General features: G+C 70.6%; 16 protein-coding genes. 12 read left to right on the forward strand and 4 right to left on the reverse strand.

The genetic code is table 11. The annotated features are described in order from the left end of the window. Positions 1 to 19: 19 nt before the first annotated feature. Positions 20 to 835: a TetR family transcriptional regulator gene (locus ACK8N7_RS38225; RefSeq protein ID WP_500446188.1), complete on the forward strand. Its 816-nt coding sequence runs from the start codon at positions 20 to 22 to the stop codon at positions 833 to 835. Here the strand turns inward: ACK8N7_RS38225 and ACK8N7_RS38230 are convergent. Continuing rightward, positions 822 to 1,601 carry a restriction endonuclease gene (locus ACK8N7_RS38230; RefSeq protein ID WP_500446190.1) on the reverse strand — a complete coding sequence of 260 codons (780 nt, stop codon included), beginning with the start codon at positions 1,599 to 1,601 and terminating at the stop codon, positions 822 to 824. The genes ACK8N7_RS38225 and ACK8N7_RS38230 overlap by 14 nt on opposite strands. Positions 1,602 to 1,757: 156 nt before the next feature. Here ACK8N7_RS38230 and ACK8N7_RS38235 point away from each other — a divergent pair, with 156 nt between their 5' ends. The 8 genes from ACK8N7_RS38235 to pssA all read left to right on the forward strand — a co-directional run bounded on the left by ACK8N7_RS38235 (position 1,758) and on the right by pssA (position 10,700). Further along, a complete protein-coding gene (locus ACK8N7_RS38235) occupies positions 1,758 to 2,576 on the forward strand; it encodes a GNAT family N-acetyltransferase (RefSeq protein WP_403210180.1) in 819 nt (272 codons plus the stop codon). 354 nt (positions 2,577 to 2,930) lie between these two features. Further along, positions 2,931 to 4,268: a crotonyl-CoA carboxylase/reductase gene (gene ccrA / locus ACK8N7_RS38240; RefSeq protein ID WP_403210178.1), complete on the forward strand. Its 1,338-nt coding sequence runs from the start codon at positions 2,931 to 2,933 to the stop codon at positions 4,266 to 4,268. A 9-nt stretch (positions 4,269 to 4,277) separates the two neighbouring features. Then, positions 4,278 to 6,290: a protein meaA gene (locus ACK8N7_RS38245; RefSeq protein WP_403210176.1), complete on the forward strand. Its 2,013-nt coding sequence runs from the start codon at positions 4,278 to 4,280 to the stop codon at positions 6,288 to 6,290. After that, entirely contained in the window at positions 6,287 to 7,261 is a 975-nt protein-coding gene (locus ACK8N7_RS38250) for an HpcH/HpaI aldolase/citrate lyase family protein (RefSeq protein WP_031123361.1), read from the forward strand. Before ACK8N7_RS38245 ends, ACK8N7_RS38250 begins: the two co-directional genes overlap by 4 nt. Before the next feature lie 2 nt (positions 7,262 to 7,263). Continuing rightward, positions 7,264 to 7,767, forward strand: coding sequence for a MaoC family dehydratase (locus ACK8N7_RS38255; RefSeq protein WP_403210175.1), 504 nt, complete (start codon positions 7,264 to 7,266; stop codon positions 7,765 to 7,767). Positions 7,768 to 7,816: 49 nt separating this feature from the next. After that, the gene (locus ACK8N7_RS38260) at positions 7,817 to 9,022 is read left to right on the forward strand and encodes an acyl-CoA dehydrogenase family protein (RefSeq protein ID WP_403210173.1); all 1,206 of its coding nucleotides are present in this window, start codon (positions 7,817 to 7,819) and stop codon (positions 9,020 to 9,022) included. 180 nt (positions 9,023 to 9,202) lie between these two features. After that, positions 9,203 to 9,850: a phosphatidylserine decarboxylase gene (locus tag ACK8N7_RS38265; RefSeq protein ID WP_015612499.1), complete on the forward strand. Its 648-nt coding sequence runs from the start codon at positions 9,203 to 9,205 to the stop codon at positions 9,848 to 9,850. 22 nt (positions 9,851 to 9,872) lie between these two features. Further along, positions 9,873 to 10,700 carry a CDP-diacylglycerol--serine O-phosphatidyltransferase gene (gene pssA, locus ACK8N7_RS38270; protein WP_032757026.1) on the forward strand — a complete coding sequence of 276 codons (828 nt, stop codon included), beginning with the start codon at positions 9,873 to 9,875 and terminating at the stop codon, positions 10,698 to 10,700. 103 nt (positions 10,701 to 10,803) lie between these two features. On the opposite strand, the gene ACK8N7_RS38275 is transcribed toward pssA, so the two are convergent. Genes ACK8N7_RS38275 through ACK8N7_RS38285 form a run of 3 tightly spaced genes read right to left on the reverse strand, consistent with a single transcriptional unit; the run spans position 10,804 to position 13,379 of the window. Further along, complete coding sequence (locus tag ACK8N7_RS38275) at positions 10,804 to 11,544, reverse strand: PIG-L family deacetylase (protein WP_500446194.1); 741 nt, start codon at positions 11,542 to 11,544, stop codon at positions 10,804 to 10,806. 27 nt (positions 11,545 to 11,571) lie between these two features. Continuing rightward, positions 11,572 to 12,192: a DUF1796 family putative cysteine peptidase gene (locus tag ACK8N7_RS38280; RefSeq protein ID WP_500446196.1), complete on the reverse strand. Its 621-nt coding sequence runs from the start codon at positions 12,190 to 12,192 to the stop codon at positions 11,572 to 11,574. An 11-nt stretch (positions 12,193 to 12,203) separates the two neighbouring features. Continuing rightward, on the reverse strand, positions 12,204 to 13,379 hold the full coding sequence (locus ACK8N7_RS38285) for a class I SAM-dependent methyltransferase (RefSeq protein WP_500446198.1): 1,176 nt from the start codon (positions 13,377 to 13,379) through the stop codon (positions 12,204 to 12,206). 444 nt (positions 13,380 to 13,823) lie between these two features. On the opposite strand from ACK8N7_RS38285, the gene ACK8N7_RS38290 reads away from it, so the two are divergent. From ACK8N7_RS38290 to ACK8N7_RS38300, 3 genes are all read left to right on the forward strand, one after another. Then, positions 13,824 to 14,666, forward strand: coding sequence for a hypothetical protein (locus ACK8N7_RS38290; RefSeq protein WP_403210165.1), 843 nt, complete (start codon positions 13,824 to 13,826; stop codon positions 14,664 to 14,666). A gap of 68 nt (positions 14,667 to 14,734) precedes the next feature. Then, positions 14,735 to 16,903 carry a bifunctional serine/threonine-protein kinase/ABC transporter substrate-binding protein gene (locus tag ACK8N7_RS38295; protein ID WP_500446200.1) on the forward strand — a complete coding sequence of 723 codons (2,169 nt, stop codon included), beginning with the start codon at positions 14,735 to 14,737 and terminating at the stop codon, positions 16,901 to 16,903. 221 nt (positions 16,904 to 17,124) lie between these two features. Beyond that, on the forward strand, positions 17,125 to 19,470 hold the full coding sequence (locus ACK8N7_RS38300) for a discoidin domain-containing protein (protein ID WP_500446230.1): 2,346 nt from the start codon (positions 17,125 to 17,127) through the stop codon (positions 19,468 to 19,470). Positions 19,471 to 19,528: the final 58 nt, after the last annotated feature.

Below are 19,528 nucleotides of genomic sequence, written 5' to 3' on the forward strand. Positions count from 1 at the left end.
GATGCGTTACGTTCATGCCATGTCCCAGCCCGCCAAGTCACCCCGTGCCACCGCCGCGCCCGACGCCCCGGAGACCGCCGCGGGAACGCGTGCCGCCGCCCAACGGCTCAAGATGCGCCGCGAACTGGCCGCAGCCGCGATGGAGCTCTTCGCCACGAAAGGCTACGAGGCGACGACCGTCGACGAGATCGCGGGCGCCGCGGGCGTCGCCCGGCGGACCTTCTTCCGGCACTTCCGCTCCAAGGAAGAGGCCATCTTCCCCGACCACGACGACACCCTCGTCAGGGCCGAGGCCGTCCTGAACGCCGCCCCCGCGCACGAGCACCCCCTCGACACGGTCTGCCGCGGCATCAAGGAAGTCATGAAGATGTACGCGGCCAAGCCCGCCGTCTCCGTGGCCCGTTACAAACTGACCCGCGAAGTGCCCACCCTCCGGGAGGCCGAGATCGCGTCGGTGGCCCGCTACGAGCGGCTGTTCACCCGCTATCTGCTGGGCCACTTCGACGAGCGCGACCACCACGTGGGCAACGATGACCCGCTGCTGGCGGAGGTGGCCGCGTCCGCCGTGGTCACCGCGCACAACCACGTACTGCGCCGCTGGCTGCGGGCGGGCGGCCAGGGCGATGTGGAGGCCCAGCTCGACCGCGCCTTCGCCATCGTGCGCGACACCTTCGGCACCGGCATCGGGGCCGGGCGGACCGCCCAGGCCGAGCCCGCCAGGACCCCGGCGGCGACGGTGTCCACGGAGGGCGAGGTGCTCGTCGCGGTGGCGCGTACGGACGCCCCGCTGGACGAGGTCATGCGGACGATCCAGCAGGCGCTCAAGGAGCGCTGAGCCCGGCGTCCTGCTCGGCGGCCGGGGCCGCCACCGTATCCCAGGGCGGCGGCGCCCCACCCTCGCTCCAGGCGGCCAGCTCCTCGGGGCCGTAACAGAGGATCGCGCACTGCTCGGCGTAGTCGAGGGCGGGGTCGGTGAAGCCGCCGGTGGAGACGACGAGCGCGATGTCCGCCCCGTGCACCGCGTAGCAGGTGCCGCCGAAGCGCTGGAGCTCCTGGGATCCGGCCCGGTTGTCCGGCCCGTAGCGCTTGCACTGGACGACCAGGCGGCGGCCGTCCGGGGTGGTGGCCAGGACGTCGGCACCCAGGTCACCGGCGCCGCCCACCACCTCGGCGTCCGCACAGCCGTCGCGTCGGCAGAGTTCGGCCACGGCCTCCTCGAAGGCGTACGGGTCCAGCTGCGCGTAGTCGACCGGATGAGCGGCCTCCGGGGGCTCCGGGCGCCTCTCCGCCCGGGCGGCTTCGGCTGCGTCCAGCTCCGCGAGACCCGCGTCGACGATCCCGTACGCGGCGTCCGTGACCACCCCCGCGACCCGCCGGGCCCGACGGCGGCGGCGCAGCACCACGACCGCTGCGGCGAGGACCGGGGCGATCAGGAGCGCCGCGGCGACCGGGTGACCGGCGGCGCTCCGCCAGGCCGCCCGCAGCGCCATCCCGCCGCCCGCGAGGATCAGCGCGATCAGGGCGAAGCCGAAGGTGGTGCGCCGGAGGTCGAAGGCGGCGCGCCGTTCCCGGATGCTCCGTCTGCGGATCGGTATGCCCATCGGTGCCCCACCCCTGCCTTCCGACCATTTCAAGATCACTTGGTTCGGCACACCTGCCCCGAGCTGGGGTTTCGACGCCTGCGCGGCGAGCCGTTCCCTGCGGCGAGCGGCCGAAATCCGCTGGTTTACCGATCACCGCTGTGCTGAGGTGCACGGATGCGATCAAGTGAGAGAACCCCCGAGACCACCGCGGCGACCCGTGTCCTGTTCGACCGTGAGATGCGGGAGCACGCCCGTCCGGACGGGCCCGGTGTACGCGTCGAGCGCTCCGGCCCCGTCGTACGCCAGGTGGGCGGCCCCGATGACTGGAACGGGGTGGTGTGGTCGGACCCGGAGCTGGACTCCGCGGGGGCGGACGCGGTGATCGCCGCCCAGATCGAGCACTGTGCGGCCCTGGGGCTGCCGGAGTTCGAGTGGAAGCTGTACGCGCACGACCGGCCCGCCGATCTGGGTGAGCGGCTGCGGGCGGCCGGGTTCGAGCCGGAGCCGCCGGAGGCCCTGCTGGTGGCGCCGGCCGGCCTGCTGGCCGGGCCGGTCGAGCTGCCCGAGGGGGTGACCCTGCGCCCGGTGACCGACGCGGCGGGGGCGGAACTGATGGCCCGGGCCCATGAGCGGGCGTTCGGCACCGATGGGACCCGGCTCCTCCATCAGGTGCTGAGGCGGCTGGAGGAGGCCCCCGAGGAGTTCGTGGCCGTGATGGCGGTGGACGGCGACGGGGAGCCGGTGTGCTCCGGGCGGATGGAGCTGTACCCGGGCACGGGCTTCGCGGGGCTCTGGGGCGGCGGCACGGTGGCCGCCTGGCGAGGGAAGGGCATCTACCGGGCGCTGGTCGCCCACCGGGCGCGGATCGCCGCCGAGCGCGGCTACCGGTACCTCCAGGTCGACGCGACCGACATGTCCGCCCCGATCCTGGGCCGGCTCGGCTTCACGGAGCTGGGGACGACGACGCCGTATGTGTACCGACCCGGCCAGTAACCGCACGCCAGCAGGACAGAACGTCTTGTAACGCCCATCGTGTTGCTCATGCGTGCCTACGAGATGACAAGTGAGAGAAATTGTTGGCACTGGGTGCCTTGTCAGGTGTCACGGAGTGCCATACGTTGAAGGTGTCCGGGCGGCCGGCGTGCTGGGATCTCACGTACGCCGGCTGTCCCCGCAACCACCGTGCTGCGCGCCCGGACGCCTGCGTCACAGGCAACCTTCTGCTCCACCCGAGCAAGCCGAAGCTCCACCCGCCGAACCGACGGCAACACCTCCACACCGCACCGCACCCCTGCCAGCAGGGCCCGTCAAGCGTTCCCTCGACGCCGCATCACCGGAGGCAACACCGTGAAGGAAATCCTGGACGCGATCCAATCGCAGGACAGCACGGCCGCGGACTTCGCGGCCCTGTCCCTCCCCGAGTCCTACCGCGCGATCACCGTGCACAAGGACGAGGCGGAGATGTTCGCGGGGCTCGACTCCCGTGACAAGGACCCCCGCAAGTCGCTCCACCTGGACGAGGTCCCGGTCCCCGAACTCGGCCCCGGCGAGGCCCTCGTCGCCGTGATGGCCAGTTCGGTGAATTACAACTCCGTCTGGACCTCGATCTTCGAGCCTGTGTCCACCTTCGGCTTCCTGGAGCGGTACGGAAGGCTCAGCGAGCTCACCAAGCGCCACGACCTGCCGTACCACGTCATCGGCTCCGACCTCGCGGGCGTCGTCCTGCGCACCGGCCCCGGCGTGAACGCCTGGAACCCGGGTGACGAGGTCGTCGCGCACTGCCTCTCCGTGGAGCTGGAGTCCTCCGACGGGCACAACGACACGATGCTCGACCCCGAGCAGCGCATCTGGGGCTTCGAGACCAACTTCGGCGGGCTCGCCGAGATCGCGCTCGTGAAGTCCAACCAGCTGATGCCCAAGCCCCAGCACCTGAGCTGGGAGGAGGCCGCGTCGCCGGGCCTGGTCAACTCGACCGCGTACCGCCAGCTCGTCTCGCGCAACGGCGCGGGCATGAAGCAGGGCGACAACGTGCTGATCTGGGGCGCCAGCGGCGGACTCGGCTCCTACGCCACCCAGTTCGCCCTGGCCGGCGGCGCCAACCCGATCTGTGTCGTCTCCAGCCCGGAGAAGGCCGACATCTGCCGGGCGATGGGCGCGGATGCGGTCATCGACCGCAACGCCGAGGGCTACAAGTTCTGGAAGGACGAGCACACCCAGGACCCCAAGGAGTGGAAGCGGCTGGGCAAGCGCATCCGCGAGCTGACCGGCGGCGAGGACGTCGACATCGTCTTCGAGCACCCCGGACGCGAGACCTTCGGCGCGAGCGTCTACGTCACCCGCAAGGGCGGCACCATCGTCACCTGCGCCTCCACCTCGGGCTTCAACCACGAGTACGACAACCGCTACCTGTGGATGTCGCTCAAGCGGATCATCGGCTCCCACTTCGCCAACTACCGCGAGGCGTGGGAGGCGAACCGGCTCATCGCCAAGGGCAAGATCCACCCCACCCTCTCCAAGGTCTACTCCCTGGAGGACACGGGACAGGCCGCCCACGACGTCCACCGCAACGTCCACCAGGGCAAGGTCGGCGTCCTGGCGCTGGCGCCCCGCGAGGGTCTGGGCGTGCGCAACGAGGAAATGCGCGAGCAGCACATCGACGCCATCAACCGCTTCCGCAACGTCTGAGGTTCTCCGATGAACGAACGTCAGAAGGACCGGCCCTGGCTCATGCGGACGTACGCCGGTCACTCGACCGCCGAGGCGTCCAACGAGCTGTACCGCCGCAACCTCGCCAAGGGCCAGACGGGTCTCTCGGTCGCCTTCGATCTGCCGACGCAGACCGGATACGACCCGGACCACATTCTCGCCCGCGGCGAGGTGGGCCGTGTCGGTGTTCCCGTCTCCCACCTCGGTGACATGCGCCGGCTGTTCCAGGACATCCCCCTGGAGCAGATGAACACCTCGATGACGATCAACGCGACCGCCATGTGGCTGCTGGCGCTCTACCAGGTGGTCGCGGAGGAGCAGGGGGCCGACCCCGACAAGCTCCAGGGGACCACGCAGAACGACATCGTGAAGGAGTACCTCTCGCGCGGGACGCACGTCTTCCCGCCGGTGCCCTCGCTGCGGCTGACCACCGACATGATCACGTACACGGTCAACCGCATCCCCAAGTGGAACCCGATCAACATCTGCAGCTACCACCTCCAGGAGGCGGGGGCCACCCCGGTCCAGGAGATCGCGTACGCCATGTCGACCGCCATCGCGGTGCTCGACGCGGTCCGCGACTCGGGGCAGGTGCCGGAGGAGAAGTTCGGTGATGTGGTCGCCCGGATCTCGTTCTTCGTGAACGCGGGCGTCCGCTTCATCGAGGAGATGTGCAAGATGCGCGCCTTCGGCCGCATCTGGGACCGCGTCACCCGTGAGCGGTACGGCATCACCAACCCCAAGCAGCGCCGCTTCCGCTACGGCGTCCAGGTCAACTCCCTCGGCCTGACCGAGGCGCAGCCGGAGAACAACGTCCAGCGCATCGTGCTGGAGATGCTGGCCGTCACCCTCTCCAAGGACGCCCGCGCCCGCGCGGTGCAGCTCCCCGCCTGGAACGAGGCGCTGGGGCTGCCCCGGCCCTGGGACCAGCAGTGGTCGCTGCGGATCCAGCAGGTGCTGGCGCACGAGAGCGATCTGCTGGAGTACGAGGACATCTTCGCCGGTTCGCACGTCATCGAGGCCAAGGTGGAGTCCCTGGTCGAGGAGTCGCTCGCGGAGATCGACCGGATCCAGCAGATGGGCGGTGCGATGGCGGCCGTCGAGTCCGGCTACCTCAAGTCCGAGCTGGTCTCCTCGCACGCGGCGCGGCGGGCCCGGATCGAGGGCGGCGAGGAGAAGATCGTCGGCGTCAACATCTACGAGACGACCGAACCCAACCCGCTCACCTCCGACCTCGACGGCGCGATCATGACCGTCGACCCGGAGAACGAGGCGCGGGTCGTGGCGGCCCTCCACGAGTGGCGGGACAACCGCGACGAGGCCCGTGCGACGGAGGCGCTGGCCGCGCTGAAGAAGGCCGCCGCGGGCACCGAGAACATGATGGAAGCCACCGTCGAGTGCGCCCGCGCGGGCGTCACCACCGGCGAGTGGTCCTGGGCGCTGCGGGACGTCTTCGGCGAGTTCCGCGCGCCCACCGGGGTCTCCTCGGCCCCGGTCGCGGTCACCGCGGAGGCGGGCACCCCGCTCGCCCTGGTCCGCGAGAAGGTCACCCGCACCGCCGACGAGCTGGGCGTGGGACGGCTGCGCCTGCTGGTCGGCAAGCCGGGCCTGGACGGGCACTCCAACGGGGCCGAGCAGATCGCCGTACGGGCCAGGGACGCCGGCTTCGAGGTGGTCTACCAGGGGATCCGGCTGACCCCCGAGCAGATCACCGACGCGGCGATCGCCGAGGACGTGCACTGCGTGGGGCTGTCCATCCTCTCCGGCTCGCACGCGGAGCTGGTGCCCGATGTGCTGCACCGGCTGCGCGAGGCCGGGGCGCCGGACATTCCGGTGATCGCGGGCGGCATCATCCCGCCGGCCGACGCCGCTGCGCTCATCGAAGCCGGTGTGGCCGCCGTCTTCACCCCGAAGGACTTCGGTATCACGGAGATCATCGGCCGTATCGTCGACGAGATCCGGAAAGCGAACAAGCTCGACCCTCTGGAGGTCTCCGCATGACCACGCCCACCACCCCCGTGAACCGGCTGCGCCCCCGGCGTTCGTGTCTGGCCGTGCCGGGCTCCAACCCGCGCTTCCTGGAGAAGGCCCAGGGCCTCCCGGCCGACCAGGTCTTCCTGGACCTGGAGGACGCCTGCGCGCCCCTCGCCAAGGAAGGCGCCCGCCACCACATCGTGGACGCGCTGAACAACGGTGACTGGAGCGGCAAGACCCGGGTCGTACGGGTCAACGACTGGACGACGCACTGGACGTACCGGGACGTCATCACGGTCGTCGAGGGTGCGGGCCCCAACCTCGACTGCATCATGCTGCCGAAGGTCCAGGACGCCCAGCAGGTCGTGGCGCTGGACCTGCTGCTGACCCAGATCGAGAAGACGATGGGCTTCGAGGTCGGGAAGATCGGCATCGAGGCGCAGATCGAGAACGCCAAGGGCCTGGTGAACATCGACGACATCGCCGCCGCCTCGCCCCGCCTGGAGACGCTGATCTTCGGCCCGGCCGACTTCATGGCCTCGATCAACATGAAGACCCTGGTCGTCGGTCAGCAGCCGCCCGGCTACCCGGCGGACGCGTACCACTACATCCTGATGCGCATCCTGATGGCGGCCCGTACGCACGATCTCCAGGCGATCGACGGCCCGTTCCTCCAGATCCGTGACGTGGACGCCTACCGCGAGGTGGCCGGCCGCGCCGCCGCCCTCGGCTTCGACGGCAAGTGGGTGCTGCACCCCGGCCAGGTCGACGCGGCCAACGAGGTGTTCTCGCCCTCGCAGGAGGACTACGACCACGCCGAGCTGATCCTCGACGCCTACGACTGGTGCACCTCCGAGGAGGGCGGCAAGAAGGGCTCCGCGATGCTCGGCGACGAGATGATCGACGAGGCCAGCCGCAAGATGGCCCTGGTCATCGCGGGCAAGGGCCGGGCCGCCGGAATGCAGCGCACCTCCAAGTTCGAAGCCCCGGAGGCCTGATCATGCAGTTCGGACGCACATTTGAGGAGTTCGAGGTCGGTGCCGTCTACAAGCACTGGCCCGGAAAGACGGTCACGGAATACGACGACCACCTCTTCTGCCTGCTGACCATGAATCACCACCCGCTGCACATGGACAGCAACTACGCGGAGAGCACGACCGACTTCGGGAAGAACGTCGTCGTCGGGAACTACATCTACTCGCTGCTGCTCGGCATGTCGGTGCCGGACGTCTCCGGAAAGGCCATCGCCAACCTGGAGGTCGAATCGCTCAAGCACATCGCGCCGACCTTCCACGGCGACACGATCTACGGCGAGACGACCGTGCTGGACAAGACCCCTTCGAAGTCCAAGAACGACCGCGGGATCGTCTACGTGGAGACCAAGGGTTACAAGCAGGACGGCACGGTCGTCTGCGTGTTCCGGCGCAAGGTGATGGTCCCCACCGAGACGTACATCAAGGAGCGCGGCGGCGAACAGCCCGGCCGCCCGACGCCCGCCAACTAACTGTGTGAAGCCTTAAGGCCATCCGCGTGAAGCCACAGGAGAAGCAGCCATGACGCGACTCGCCCAGACCGCCGGTCTGAACGACATCCAGCGGGAAATCCTTGCCACGGTCCGGGATTTCGTCGACAAGGAGATCATTCCGGTCGCGACCCAGCTGGAGCACCGCGACGAGTACCCCACGGAAATCGTGGAGGGGCTCAAGGAACTCGGCCTGTTCGGGCTGATGATCCCCGAGGAGTACGGGGGTCTGGGAGAGTCGCTGCTCACCTACGCGCTGTGCGTGGAGGAGATCGCGCGCGGCTGGATGAGCGTGTCGGGGATCATCAACACGCATTTCATCGTGGCCTACATGCTCAAGCAGCACGGCACCCAGGAGCAGAGGGACACGTTCCTGCCGCGGATGGCGCTGGGCGAGGTGCGGGGCGCGTTCTCGATGTCGGAGCCGGCGCTCGGTTCCGATGTCTCGGCGATCTCGTCGAAGGGCGTCAGGGACGGCGACGAGTACGTCCTCAACGGCCAGAAGATGTGGCTGACGAACGGCGGAACGTCCAATCTGGTGGCCGTTCTCTGCCGAAGTGACGAAGGCCACCCCGAGGGCACCCCGCCCCACAAGTCGATGACGACCTTCCTCATCGAGAAGGAGCCCGGCTTCGGAGAGGTCCGGCCCGGCCTGACCATCCCCGGGAAGATCGACAAGATGGGCTACAAGGGCGTCGACACGACCGAGCTCATCATGGACGACCTGCGCATTCCGGCCAATCGGGTCCTCGGGGGCGCGACCGGCCGAGGGTTTTACCAAATGATGGACGGTGTCGAGGTCGGCCGGGTAAATGTCGCCGCACGTGGTTGCGGTGTCGCTCAGCGTGCATTCGAGCTGGGTGTTTCGTACGCCCAGCAGCGCCACACCTTCGGCAAACCGATCGCGGAGCACCAGGCGATCCAGTTCAAATTGGCTGAAATGGCCACCAAGGTCGAAGCCGCCCATGCGATGATGGTGAACGCGGCACGCAAAAAGGACTCCGGGGAACGTAACGACCTGGAGGCAGGGATGGCGAAGTACCTCGCCTCCGAGTACTGCAAGGAAGTCGTCGAGGACGCCTTCCGTATCCACGGCGGTTACGGCTTCTCCAAGGAGTACGAGATCGAGCGCCTCTACCGCGAGGCCCCGATGCTGCTGATCGGCGAAGGTACCGCCGAGATCCAGAAAATGATCATTGGCCGGCGCCTCCTGGAGGAGTACCGATTCCAGGGCTGATTGTCCCTTTCGAGGTGATTTGGTGGCGAAGAACATCACACCGAGTCATCCTCGGCGGGTGCCTTTCAGCAGTCCGACTCGGCTGCTGGCTTGCCCAGTTGCGCCCGGCAACCGATAGCATCGCCGGAAAGCCGCCGTCCCCCGTTGCCAGCGCGGCATCATCCGCTACGAAGGTCATCCATGCCCGACAGCCCTACCTCCGCACCCCGCGGCGGGGTCCGCATCGCACGCGGAGCATCGCCGTGGCTCCTCCCGACCGTCGCCACCGCAGCCCTCAGCCTGGCCCGCGCCCGCAAGTCCGGGCGCTGGGCGGCAGTGGCCGTGCCCACCACCGCGCTCGCGGCGGGCATGCTGTGGTTCTTCCGTGACCCCGAGCGCGAGATCGCCGAAGGCCGGGTCATCTCCCCGGCCGACGGTGTGGTGCAGAGCATCATGCCGTGGAAGGACGGGCGCACCCGGGTCGCCATCTTCATGAGCCCGCTCAACGTCCACGTCAACCGCGCACCGCTGGCGGGCACCGTGACGTCGGTCGAGCACATCCCGGGCGGGTTCGTCCCGGCGTTCAACAAGGAGAGCGAGAACAACGAGCGCGTTGTCTGGCACTTCGACACCGAGCTCGGCGACATCGAGATGGTGCAGATCGCAGGAGCGGTCGCCCGTCGGATCGTGCCGTACCTCCCCCAGGGCACGAAGGTGGAGCAGGGCGAGCGCATCGGCCTGATCCGCTTCGGCTCGCGCGTCGACATCTACCTTCCGGAAGGTATCGATGTCGCGGTCGAGGTCGGCCAGGCCACCACCGCGGGGGTGACTCGAATTGACCGTAGTTGATCCGGATACCAAGGTCGGCTGGGTGCCGGAAGCCGACGAGGAGAGCGACGCCGACGGCGCGGAGGACATGCCGCTGTCGATGCGGCTGTCGATAGCGGACACTCTCACCCTCGGTAACGCAACGTGCGGATTCATGGCGGTGTACTTCACCACCACCGGGATCCTCATCCCGCACCTCACGGGCAGCGAGGAGACGGGCATGGCCCGCCACTCGGCGGCCACCGCCGTGATCCTCATGCTGATGGCGGCGATCTTCGACCTCTTCGACGGGCTCGTGGCACGCAAGCTGCGGTCCTCGCCGATGGGTGCCGAGCTGGACAACCTCTCCGACCTCATCAGCTTCGGGCTCGCCCCGGCCTACTTCGTGCTCGTGTACGGGATGGTCGCGGACGACGCCCACCAGCGGGTGTCGGCGCTGGCGGCGATCGTCGTGCTGCTGGCGGTGGTGCTCAGGCTGGCCAGATTCTCCTGTGTGACCTTGAAGGACGGCATGTTCCAGGGCATGCCGAGCCCCTTCGGAGCGCTGACGGTCGTCTCGATCGTGCTCCTGGAGCTGCCCTTCGTCCCGACGCTGCTCGCGATCATCGGAGTGGCGTGGCTGATGGTGAGCCGGGTCGAGTACCCCAAGCCGCGGGGCATCCTCGCGGTGGCGATGCTCAGCTGGATCGTGGGCGCGATGGGGCTGCTCGCCGCGTGGGCGTTCGACGCGCCGGGCGGTCAGCTGCTGCTCCAGACCGGCTGTGCGCTCCAGGTCGTCCTCGGTGCGGTGATCCCGCTCTTCGCCACCGCGCGACGGGTCAACACGTTCCGTGACAACCGGCGTGAGGCGCGGGCGGCACAGCTGCCGTAGCGGGTACGAACACAGCGTTACGAATACAGCGTTACGCATACAGACAGGGCGAAGGCCCGGATGCTCCCCGGCATCCGGGCCTTCGTGCGTTCCGGGGGGGGGCTCAGCCTTGAGGTTCCAGGCTCCAGATCAGCTCGGCGCGCAGGGGGCCGGACCTGGCGAGAAAGTTCCCGTGGTCGGGGGCGAGCGCGGCGAGCTGGGAGGCGTGGCTGAGGACCGCCGCCCGCTTGGCCGCCCACTGCTCGTCGGAGAGCACCAGCTCGCGCTCGACGGTGACCCGGTGGCGGCGGGTGAGCTTCTGGTAGGCGGCCCCCCACTTCTGGCTCGCGGCCAGTGCCCCGGACGCCTCGGGCGTGCCCCACTCCGGCAGGTGCCCGGTGTAGGGCAGGTCGGCGTAGACCCGGGGGGCGGGAGCGCCGGCCGCGGCGAGGGCGCGTTCGGCGCGGAGCCGGACGGCCTCGTGGTCGGGCTGGTTGGTGCCGAGCGGGACGAGGACCCGGGTGGTGGGGCCGAGGCCGCCCAGGAGGGCGTCGAGCGCGTCCGGTCCGTCGCCCTCGGTGACGTACGGGCCGTCGGGGTGGTCGATCAGGACCTGCTCGGCGCCCAGCAGCTCGCAGGCGCGGGCGTCCTCGGCGCTGCGGACCCGGTGGGCCTCGGCGGCGGTGGTGAAGCCGCAGACGCTGTCCCACCAGGAGACGGGGGCGCCGGGCGGCGGGGGCCCGCCGTGGACGGTGACGACGGCGAGGGGGCCGGACAGGGTGGGCAGGAGCCCGGCGAGGGAGAGCGCGGCGTCGTCGAAGTGCGGGGAGACGACGAGGGTGCGCCAGGGGGGTGGTACGGGCACGGTTCCTCCGGAGGGATGGGGGCGGTCTCAGGGCGCTGGGGCCCGGGGGACGTCCAGCGGGGCGAGGGCGGTGTCCCAGGCCGTGTCGCTGCCCTCCCAGCGGCCCGGCTGGGCGGCGACGGTTGACCAGGTGATGCCGGGCGGGAGTGCGGTGGCGTCCTCCGGGGCCGTACGGCGCAGCCAGAGGAGATCAAAGACGTGGTCCGGGTAGCGGGAGCGCAGGAGGCCGTGCAGGGCCGCCAGGTCGCCGGCGCCGCTCTCGTCGAAGGCGTCGTGGTGGACGTACAGGACGCGGGAGCGGGAGGCAGTCAGCGCCCGCCAGCGGTCGGCCAGGTAGGCGAACTTCTCCCGGACCGCGGAATGCTGCTCGGCGATGAGCGCCGGGGTCAGCGGGGTGCCGTCCGGGGCGTGGAAGTCGTGGAAGAAGCGGATGTTCGAGCCCCGGTCCCGTACGCAGAGGCCGTTGCTGAACGGTTCGCTCAGGCCGGGGCGGAGTACGTTGGCGAAGTCGGCCTCGATGATCTCCCGCACGGCGACGAGGTCGAGGTCGAGCCAGTCGAAGAAGTGGGCGCGCTCGACGCCGGTGATGCGGCGGAGCTGGTAGGTCGACTCGCAGTGGTAGCCGAGCCCGACGCAGACGTCGTACATGGCCGGCTCCGTCAGACGCCGGTGCGCCGCAGCAGGACGCCGATGCTGCCGCGTTTGCTGAGGTAGGCGCGGCCGCCGCAGACGGTCTCCAGCGCCGGGGCGACGAGCGGGGTCTCGTCCGCCTTCTCCCAGTGCGGGGCGCTCTCCAGCCAGGGGGTCAGCCGGGTGGCGAGCGTCTCGGGTTCGAGGGCGACGAAGACCAGATCGGCCGGGAGGCGGTCCAGCAGGGCGAGGTCCTGGCCGTAGTAGAGCATCTCGATCAGGAGGTAGGCCGCTCCGGGCAGCTCCGGCCGGGCGGCCAGCTCCTCCAGGGACGCGGGGTGGACCCGGGCTGTCTCTCCGACGGCGTCGGTCAGCCGTCGGCGGAAGGCGGGGTTGGGTTCGGTCGCGTGGACGGTGAAGCCCTTCTCCGCGAGCCGGGTGGTGAGCGCGCCTTCGCAGGCGCCGACCTCGACGAGGTGACCGCTGCCGGGCGGACAGTGTCCGGCGATCCACGCGACGGTGCTGTCCAGCCGCTCCGCCTCGTACGCGGAGGTGGCGAACTCCCACGGGTCGGGCACCGAGGCCGCGTCCTCGTCGAGGCTGGCCAGGAGCGCGAACAGCCGCTCGCGCTCCTCGGGCCCGGCGGAGAAGAACCGCTCGGTGGCATGGACCCGCCCGGTCGCGACGACGTGTTCGGCGGATTCGGTGCGCAGCAGGTGGCCGCAGTGCCGGTTGACGAAGGCGAGCTTGGCCTCGGCCCCGGCGCGGTCCAGCGGCCGGTCGAGGTCGCTGATGAACTGGAGGTACGGGGAGTGGCCGACGGCGTGCAGGACGGGCGGCCCGTCCGGGGCGGCGGCAGCGGCGTCCCGGCCGAGGCGGCCCCTGCTGCGGCGGGTGTCGGCGGGCGAGTGGGTCCAGAGCCGGGCCGGGGCTCCCTGGGCCGCCGCCTCGATCAGGGCGGCCAGCGCCGCCGGCCCGGGCGACGCGGCGCTCTCGTCCACGGGCCGGACGTGCCGGGCGACGGCGTCGAGGCGCTCGGCGGTCGGTACGCCCGCGGGGAGCACCAGGTGTTCCGCCGTGTCGCCGAACAGGACGTGGACCTCGGGGGATTCGTCCTGCCGGCCGGTCGGCCCGGGGGCGGTGAGCACGGAGAGGAAGTCCAGAACGGCGTCCTCGGCCCTGAGCACGGCCACGATGTCGATCACGGGATGGATCCCCTCAGCAGAAGCGTGGGCAAGCGGCGGAAGCCCGGGCGGAAACGGCACGGCACGCAGCGCGGCGGCCCCGGGCCCGGAGTCGAGCTAACCACCGCCGCCCCAGGTGGTCCAGACCAATTTTCCGCCGAACACGGAACCCGTACACGGTGATTACAGGGCGGCCGACTCCCCGCCGCCGCCCCCGCTGTACGGGAGTTCCGCCCGCGCACCATGACCTGATTTCAGCCACCGGGACCCGCAGCCGCCGCCATTTACCACGGACCGATCCCCCGCACCAGAGGCGAACCCCTCCCGGTGGCTGAGAAGTTTCGGCAGCGGGATGAGTACCGGGTTCCCGTCAACCCGGCGCGCCGGGCTTCTAGAATCGCCTCGCACCCGACGCCCCGGCCACCTCGGACCGGGCGCGGAGCAGGGGACGACGGGGGTCCGGCGATGAAGCACAGGCGTAACGGGGCACGTGTGGTGGCGGTCGCGGCGGCGGGGGTCCTGCTGGCCGGCTGCGGCAGCTCGGGGACGAAGACCGGGGAGGGCCCGGATGCGAAGCCGTCGGGCTCCGTGCGGCAGGCCGGGGAGCCGGCGGATCCGTCCGGGACGCCCGATCCGAAGAAGCCCGGGGAGACCGGGGAGCCGGGTGCGCTGCCCAGCGCCTACGAGTTCACACCCGACCCGGCCCGGGTCCCCAAGACGGCGGCGGAGGCCCGGAGGCTGACGCGCAACACCGCTCTCGGGGAGGCCGACTGGACGGCGGGCATGGTGCGGGCGACGCCGTACGAGAGCGGGGGCACCTGGCCGGTGCTGGCCGATTCCTGCGTCTGGAGCCGGACCGGGCTGCCCGACGGGGTGCTGGACACCTTCACCCGGCGGCTCGACGTCCCGGCCCAGGACGGCAAGGGGCGGGTCCAGGGGGCGGTGACCGTGACGGTGCACAAGACGGTGGCGGGCGCGGACCGGGAGATCAAGGACACCGTCCAGGAGAGCTTCCACTGCCCGGCGCAGGAGCTGGGCGGCGGGCAGCGGCTGAGCGGGCTGATGTCCCTGCAGTTCGACCAGAAGGACGTGCGCAATGCGGACGCCTCGCTGTTCGAGGCGGGGAAGTACACCGGTCCCGGTTCGGGCGGGACGCAGGACTACGTCTGGTCCAAGTCCCGGATCGGGCCGGTCACCACGGCCGTCTCGGTCAAGGGCGCGAAGGGCTACCAGAATTCCGACCTGCTGCGGATCGCCGCCGAGGGCGGCGCCAAGGTGCTCTACCGCGTCGAGCTGGAGCTGAAGTGACCGTCAGACCGGTCCTGTTGGAGATCGCGCCTGAGGGCGCACGGCACGATTCGGGGACGTAACACCTCATGGAACCACTCCGCTCCACCGACCCGGCGCGGATCGCCGGGTACCGCATCCTCGGCCGGCTCGGCGCCGGAGGCATGGGCGTGGTCCTGCTGGGCCGGTCGCCCGGCGGCGCGCTGGTGGCCATCAAGCTGATCCGGGCCGAGTACGCGGACGACGCCGGGTTCCGCACCCGGTTCCGGCGCGAGGTGGCGATCGCCCGGCAGGTGCGCAACCGGTGGGCGGTGCCGGTGGTCGACGCCGACACCGAGGCGGGCGCGCCGTGGCTGGCCACCGAGTTCGTGCCGGGGCCCGCGCTGAGCGAGGCGGTGGGGGGCGGGGCGCCGCTGCCCGAGCGCAGTGTGCGGGCGCTCGGCTCGATGCTGGCGGAGGCGCTGGAGGCCGTCCACGGGGCGGGGCTCGTGCACCGGGACGTGAAGCCCGGCAACGTCCTGCTGGGTCTTGACGGTCCCCGGCTGATCGACTTCGGGATCGCGCGGGCGCTGGACGACACGGTCCTGACGGCGACGGACGCGATCGTCGGTTCGCCCGGCTTCCTCTCGCCGGAGCAGGCGCAGGGGCGGCGGATCGGCCCGTCGAGCGACATCTTCTCGCTGGGCTGTGTCCTGGTGTACGCGGCGACCGGCGGGCGGCCGTTCGGCAGCGGCCCCGTGGAGGCGATGCTCTTCCGTACGGTGCACGACCCGGCGGAGCTGGGCGCGCTGCCGCCCGGGCTGCTGCCGGTCGTGGAGGCGTGCCTGTCGAAGGAGCCGGCGGGGCGGCCGACCGCCGGGGACATCCGGCGGGCCTTCGCCGAGGACGCGTCGGGAGGCAGCTGGCTGCCCGGCCCGGTGACCCATCTGATCGCCGAGCGCTCCGCGCGGATGCTGGCCCTCCCCGACATCGAGGCGACCAGCCTGGACGCCGGGTCCACGGTGGACACGGCCGCGACCGGTGCCGGCGGCAGGGACGCCACCGCTGTCCCCGCCTCCCCCGGGCGTCGGCGCTTCCTCGCGTACGTCACCGGCGGCGCGGTCCTCGCCGCCGCGGGCGGGACCACCGCCTGGCTGGCCGCGTTCGGGGACGGGAAGGACCCGGGCGGGGACGGCAAGGAGGGCGGGGAGACGGCGGCGGCCCGGCCGGAGCTCCACATCGGGCTGCAGGCCGATCTCAGCGGCCCCTCGGCGGCCACCGGCAAGGGCCAGGAGCGGGCGGCGCTCCTGGCGGTCGAGGAGCACAACGCGCGCAAGGACGCGCCGTTCACCCTGCGCCTGACCACCGCCGACGACGGCGGTGACGAGGAACGGGCGAAGGCAGCGGTGCGCAGGTTCGCCGAGGATCCGCTGCTGGTGGCGGCCATCGGGGCGACCGGCACGGACGCGGCGCGCAAGGCGCTGGTCGCGTACGACGAGGCGGCGCTGCCGCTGCTCAGCGTGGTCGACGGGGACACCAGGAACCTGAACCGGATCTTCCTCTGCGCCCGCCCGCGCAACGACATGCAGATGCTGCCGGTGGCGGAGTTCCTGGGGGCGTACGAGATCGACACCGTGGCGCTGGTGGACGACGGGACCGAGTACGGCCGACAGACCACGCGGTTCCTTGACGCTGGGCTGCGGGGCAACGGCAGGACGGTGCTCGCGGAGACCGTGCGGGAGGGCACCCGTGATCTGGACGCCGAGGCGGAGCGGATCGTCGCGAAGAAGCCGGGGGCGGTGGTGTACGGGGGCGGGTGGCGGGATGCGGGCCGGTTCGCGCGGGCGCTGACCGGGGCCGGGTTCCTGGGGCCGAAGATCGGTACCCAGGCCGTGCACGATCCCCGGTTCCTGGCAGAGGCGGGCGAGGACGCGGCGGGGTGGCTGGTCGTGTCGACGGCCGCCGACCCCGCCTCCGTACCCTCGGTGCATCCTTTCGCGGCCGTCTACCGCAAGCGTTTCGACAGTGCGCCGCCGCTGCTCGCGGCCGAGGCGTACGACGCGGTCGGGCTGATCGCGGCCTGCGCGGAGGGGCTGGGCCGGGAGACGGTGACGCGTCAGGACATGCTGCCCGTGCTGCGGTCGACGCGGTACAAGGGCGTCTCCAAGAGCTATGCGTTCGAGCCCGCGAACGGGATGTACACCGGCACCGGGGTCTTCATCTACCGCGTGGAGCGGGGGCGCTTCCGGTACATCGGGATGGACGGCCGCGAGGTCTGAGCATCTCGCCTGAAGCCGGGGCCGGTTGATCGTCCACCAGGGGTGAGGGCACGTCACATTCCGCCCCGAGTCGCTAATTTGAGCGTCCAGAGCAATATTTTGCGCAGCGGCATAGACTTCCTTGCGGGGCTGCTCTTAGCCTCAGGGCGTCCGCAGAGCCCCCGAGCCGCAAGGACGGACCTCCCGTGACCCCTCCCCCACCACCCCCACGCCCCGGCCGCATGCTGCGGCGCTCCCTGTCCGCCTCCCTGGCGCTGGCCCTCACCGCGCTGGCCGCCGCCACCACGCTCGTGGTGGCCGGTGCGCCGCCAGCCGCTGCCGCCGCCGTCCCCGCACCCTCCCCGCTGAACGTCCCCGGACGCGGGGCGACCGTCCCGTTCAAGGAGCAGGAGGCCGAGTACGCCGCGACCAACGGCACGCTCATCGGGCCGAACCGGCTCTACGGCTCACTGCCCTCGGAGGCCTCGGGCCGCCAGGCCGTGACGCTCGACGCGGTCGGTGAGTACGTCGAGTTCACGCTCACCGCCCCGGCGAACGCGATGACCTTCCGCTACTCACTGCCGGACAACGCCGCCGGGACGGGCCGGGACGCCTCGATCGACGTGCGGGTGAACGGAACACAGCTCAAGAGCGTGCCCGTGACCTCGAAGTACGGCTGGTACTACGGGGGTTACCCCTTCAACAACAACCCCGGCGACACCAACCCGCACCACTTCTACGACGAGACCCGGACGATGTTCGGCTCCACCCTGGCGGCCGGCACCAAGGTCCGCCTCCAGGTCTCCTCCACCGCGCAGTCCCCCACGTTCACCATCGACCTCGCCGACTTCGAGCAGGTCGCCGCACCGATCGGCAAGCCCTCCGGAGCACTGGACGTGGTGGGCGACTTCGGCGCCGACCCGACCGGCGCGGCGGACGCCACGGCGAAGATCCAGGCGGCGGTGGATGCGGGCCGCACCCAGGGCCGGGAGGTGTACATCCCGCAGGGGACCTTCAAGGTCCAGGACCACATCATCGTCGACAAGGTGACGCTGCGCGGGGCGGGTCCCTGGTACAGCGTGCTGACCGGCCGGCATCCCACGGAGCGCCACAAGGCCGTCGGCGTCTACGGCAAGTACGCCTCCCAGGGCGGCAGTTCGAATGTGACGCTGAAGGACTTCGCGATCATCGGCGACATCCGCGAGCGGATCGACGACGACCAGGTGAACGCCATCGGCGGCTCCCTGTCCGACTCGGTCGTCGACAACCTCTTGCTCCAGCACACCAAGTGCGGCGCCTGGCTGACCGGCCCGATGAACAACTTCACCATGAAGAACACCCGGATCCTGGACCAGACGGCCGACGGGGTGAACTTCCACTACGGCGTCACCAACTCCACCGTCACCAACACCTTCGTCCGCAACAGCGGTGACGACGGGCTCGCCATGTGGGCGGAGAACATCCCGAACGTGAACAACAAGTTCACGTTCAACACCGTCATCCTGCCGATCCTGGCGAACAACATCGTGACCTACGGCGGCAAGGACATCACCATCTCCGACAACGTCATGTCGGACTCCATCACCAACGGTGGCGGCCTGCACATCGCCAACCGCTACCCCGGGGTCAACTCCGGCCGGGGAACAGCTGTTTCGGGTACGCACACCGCCGCCCGCAACACCCTCATCCGGACCGGGAACAACGACTTCAACTGGCAGTTCGGGGTCGGCGCGGTCTGGTTCAGCGGTCTCAACGAACCGATCCAGGGCGCCACGATCAATGTCACCGACACCGAGATCCTGGACAGCTCCTACGCCGCGATCCACCTCATCGAGGGCGCGAGCAACGGGCTCAACTTCAACCGGGTGAAGATCGACGGCGCGGGGACCTACGCGCTCCAGATCCAGTCGCCGGGCCGGGCGACGTTCACCGATGTCGTCGCCACCAACATCGCCCAGTCCAACCCGATCCACAACTGTGTCGGCGCGGGCTTCCAGATCACCCGGGGCTCCGGCAACTCCGGCTGGTACGCCGATCCGCCCGCCTGCACGGGCGTCTGGCCGCCCCCCGTGTGGACCAACGGCGGGGTCCCCGGAGGCGGCCCCGGCGGCCCCACGGACCCGCCGGGTCCCACCGACCCGCCCGGCCCGACCGACCCGCCGGAGGAGACCGGCAATCTCGCGCAGGGGCGTGCGGTGACGGCGAGCAGCCACGTCGACGTGTACGGCGCCGGGAACGCGGTGGACGGGAACCCGAACACGTACTGGGAGAGCCGTAACAACGCCTTCCCGCAGACCCTCACAGTCGATCTGGGTGCGGCGAAGGCCGTCAAGCGGGTGGTGCTGAAGCTGCCCCCGGCGGCCGCCTGGGCGACGCGCACCCAGACCCTGAGCGTGCTGGGGTCCACCGACAACAGCACGTACAACACCCTGAAGGGATCGGCGGGTTACAGCTTCAACCCGTCGAGCGGCAACACGGCCACCGTCACACTGCCCGGGACTTCGGCCCGCTATCTGCGGCTGACGTTCACCGGCAACACCGGCTGGCCGGCCGCCCAGCTCTCCGAGGTGGAGGCGTACACCAGCTGAGCAGGGCAAGGGTGTGGGCCCGGCCGCAGGACGACGGCCGGGCCCACACCCGTACTCA

Origin of the sequence: Streptomyces griseobrunneus, assembly GCF_046713465.1 — a bacterium.
Classification (GTDB): Bacteria; Actinomycetota; Actinomycetes; order Streptomycetales; family Streptomycetaceae; genus Streptomyces; species Streptomyces microflavus.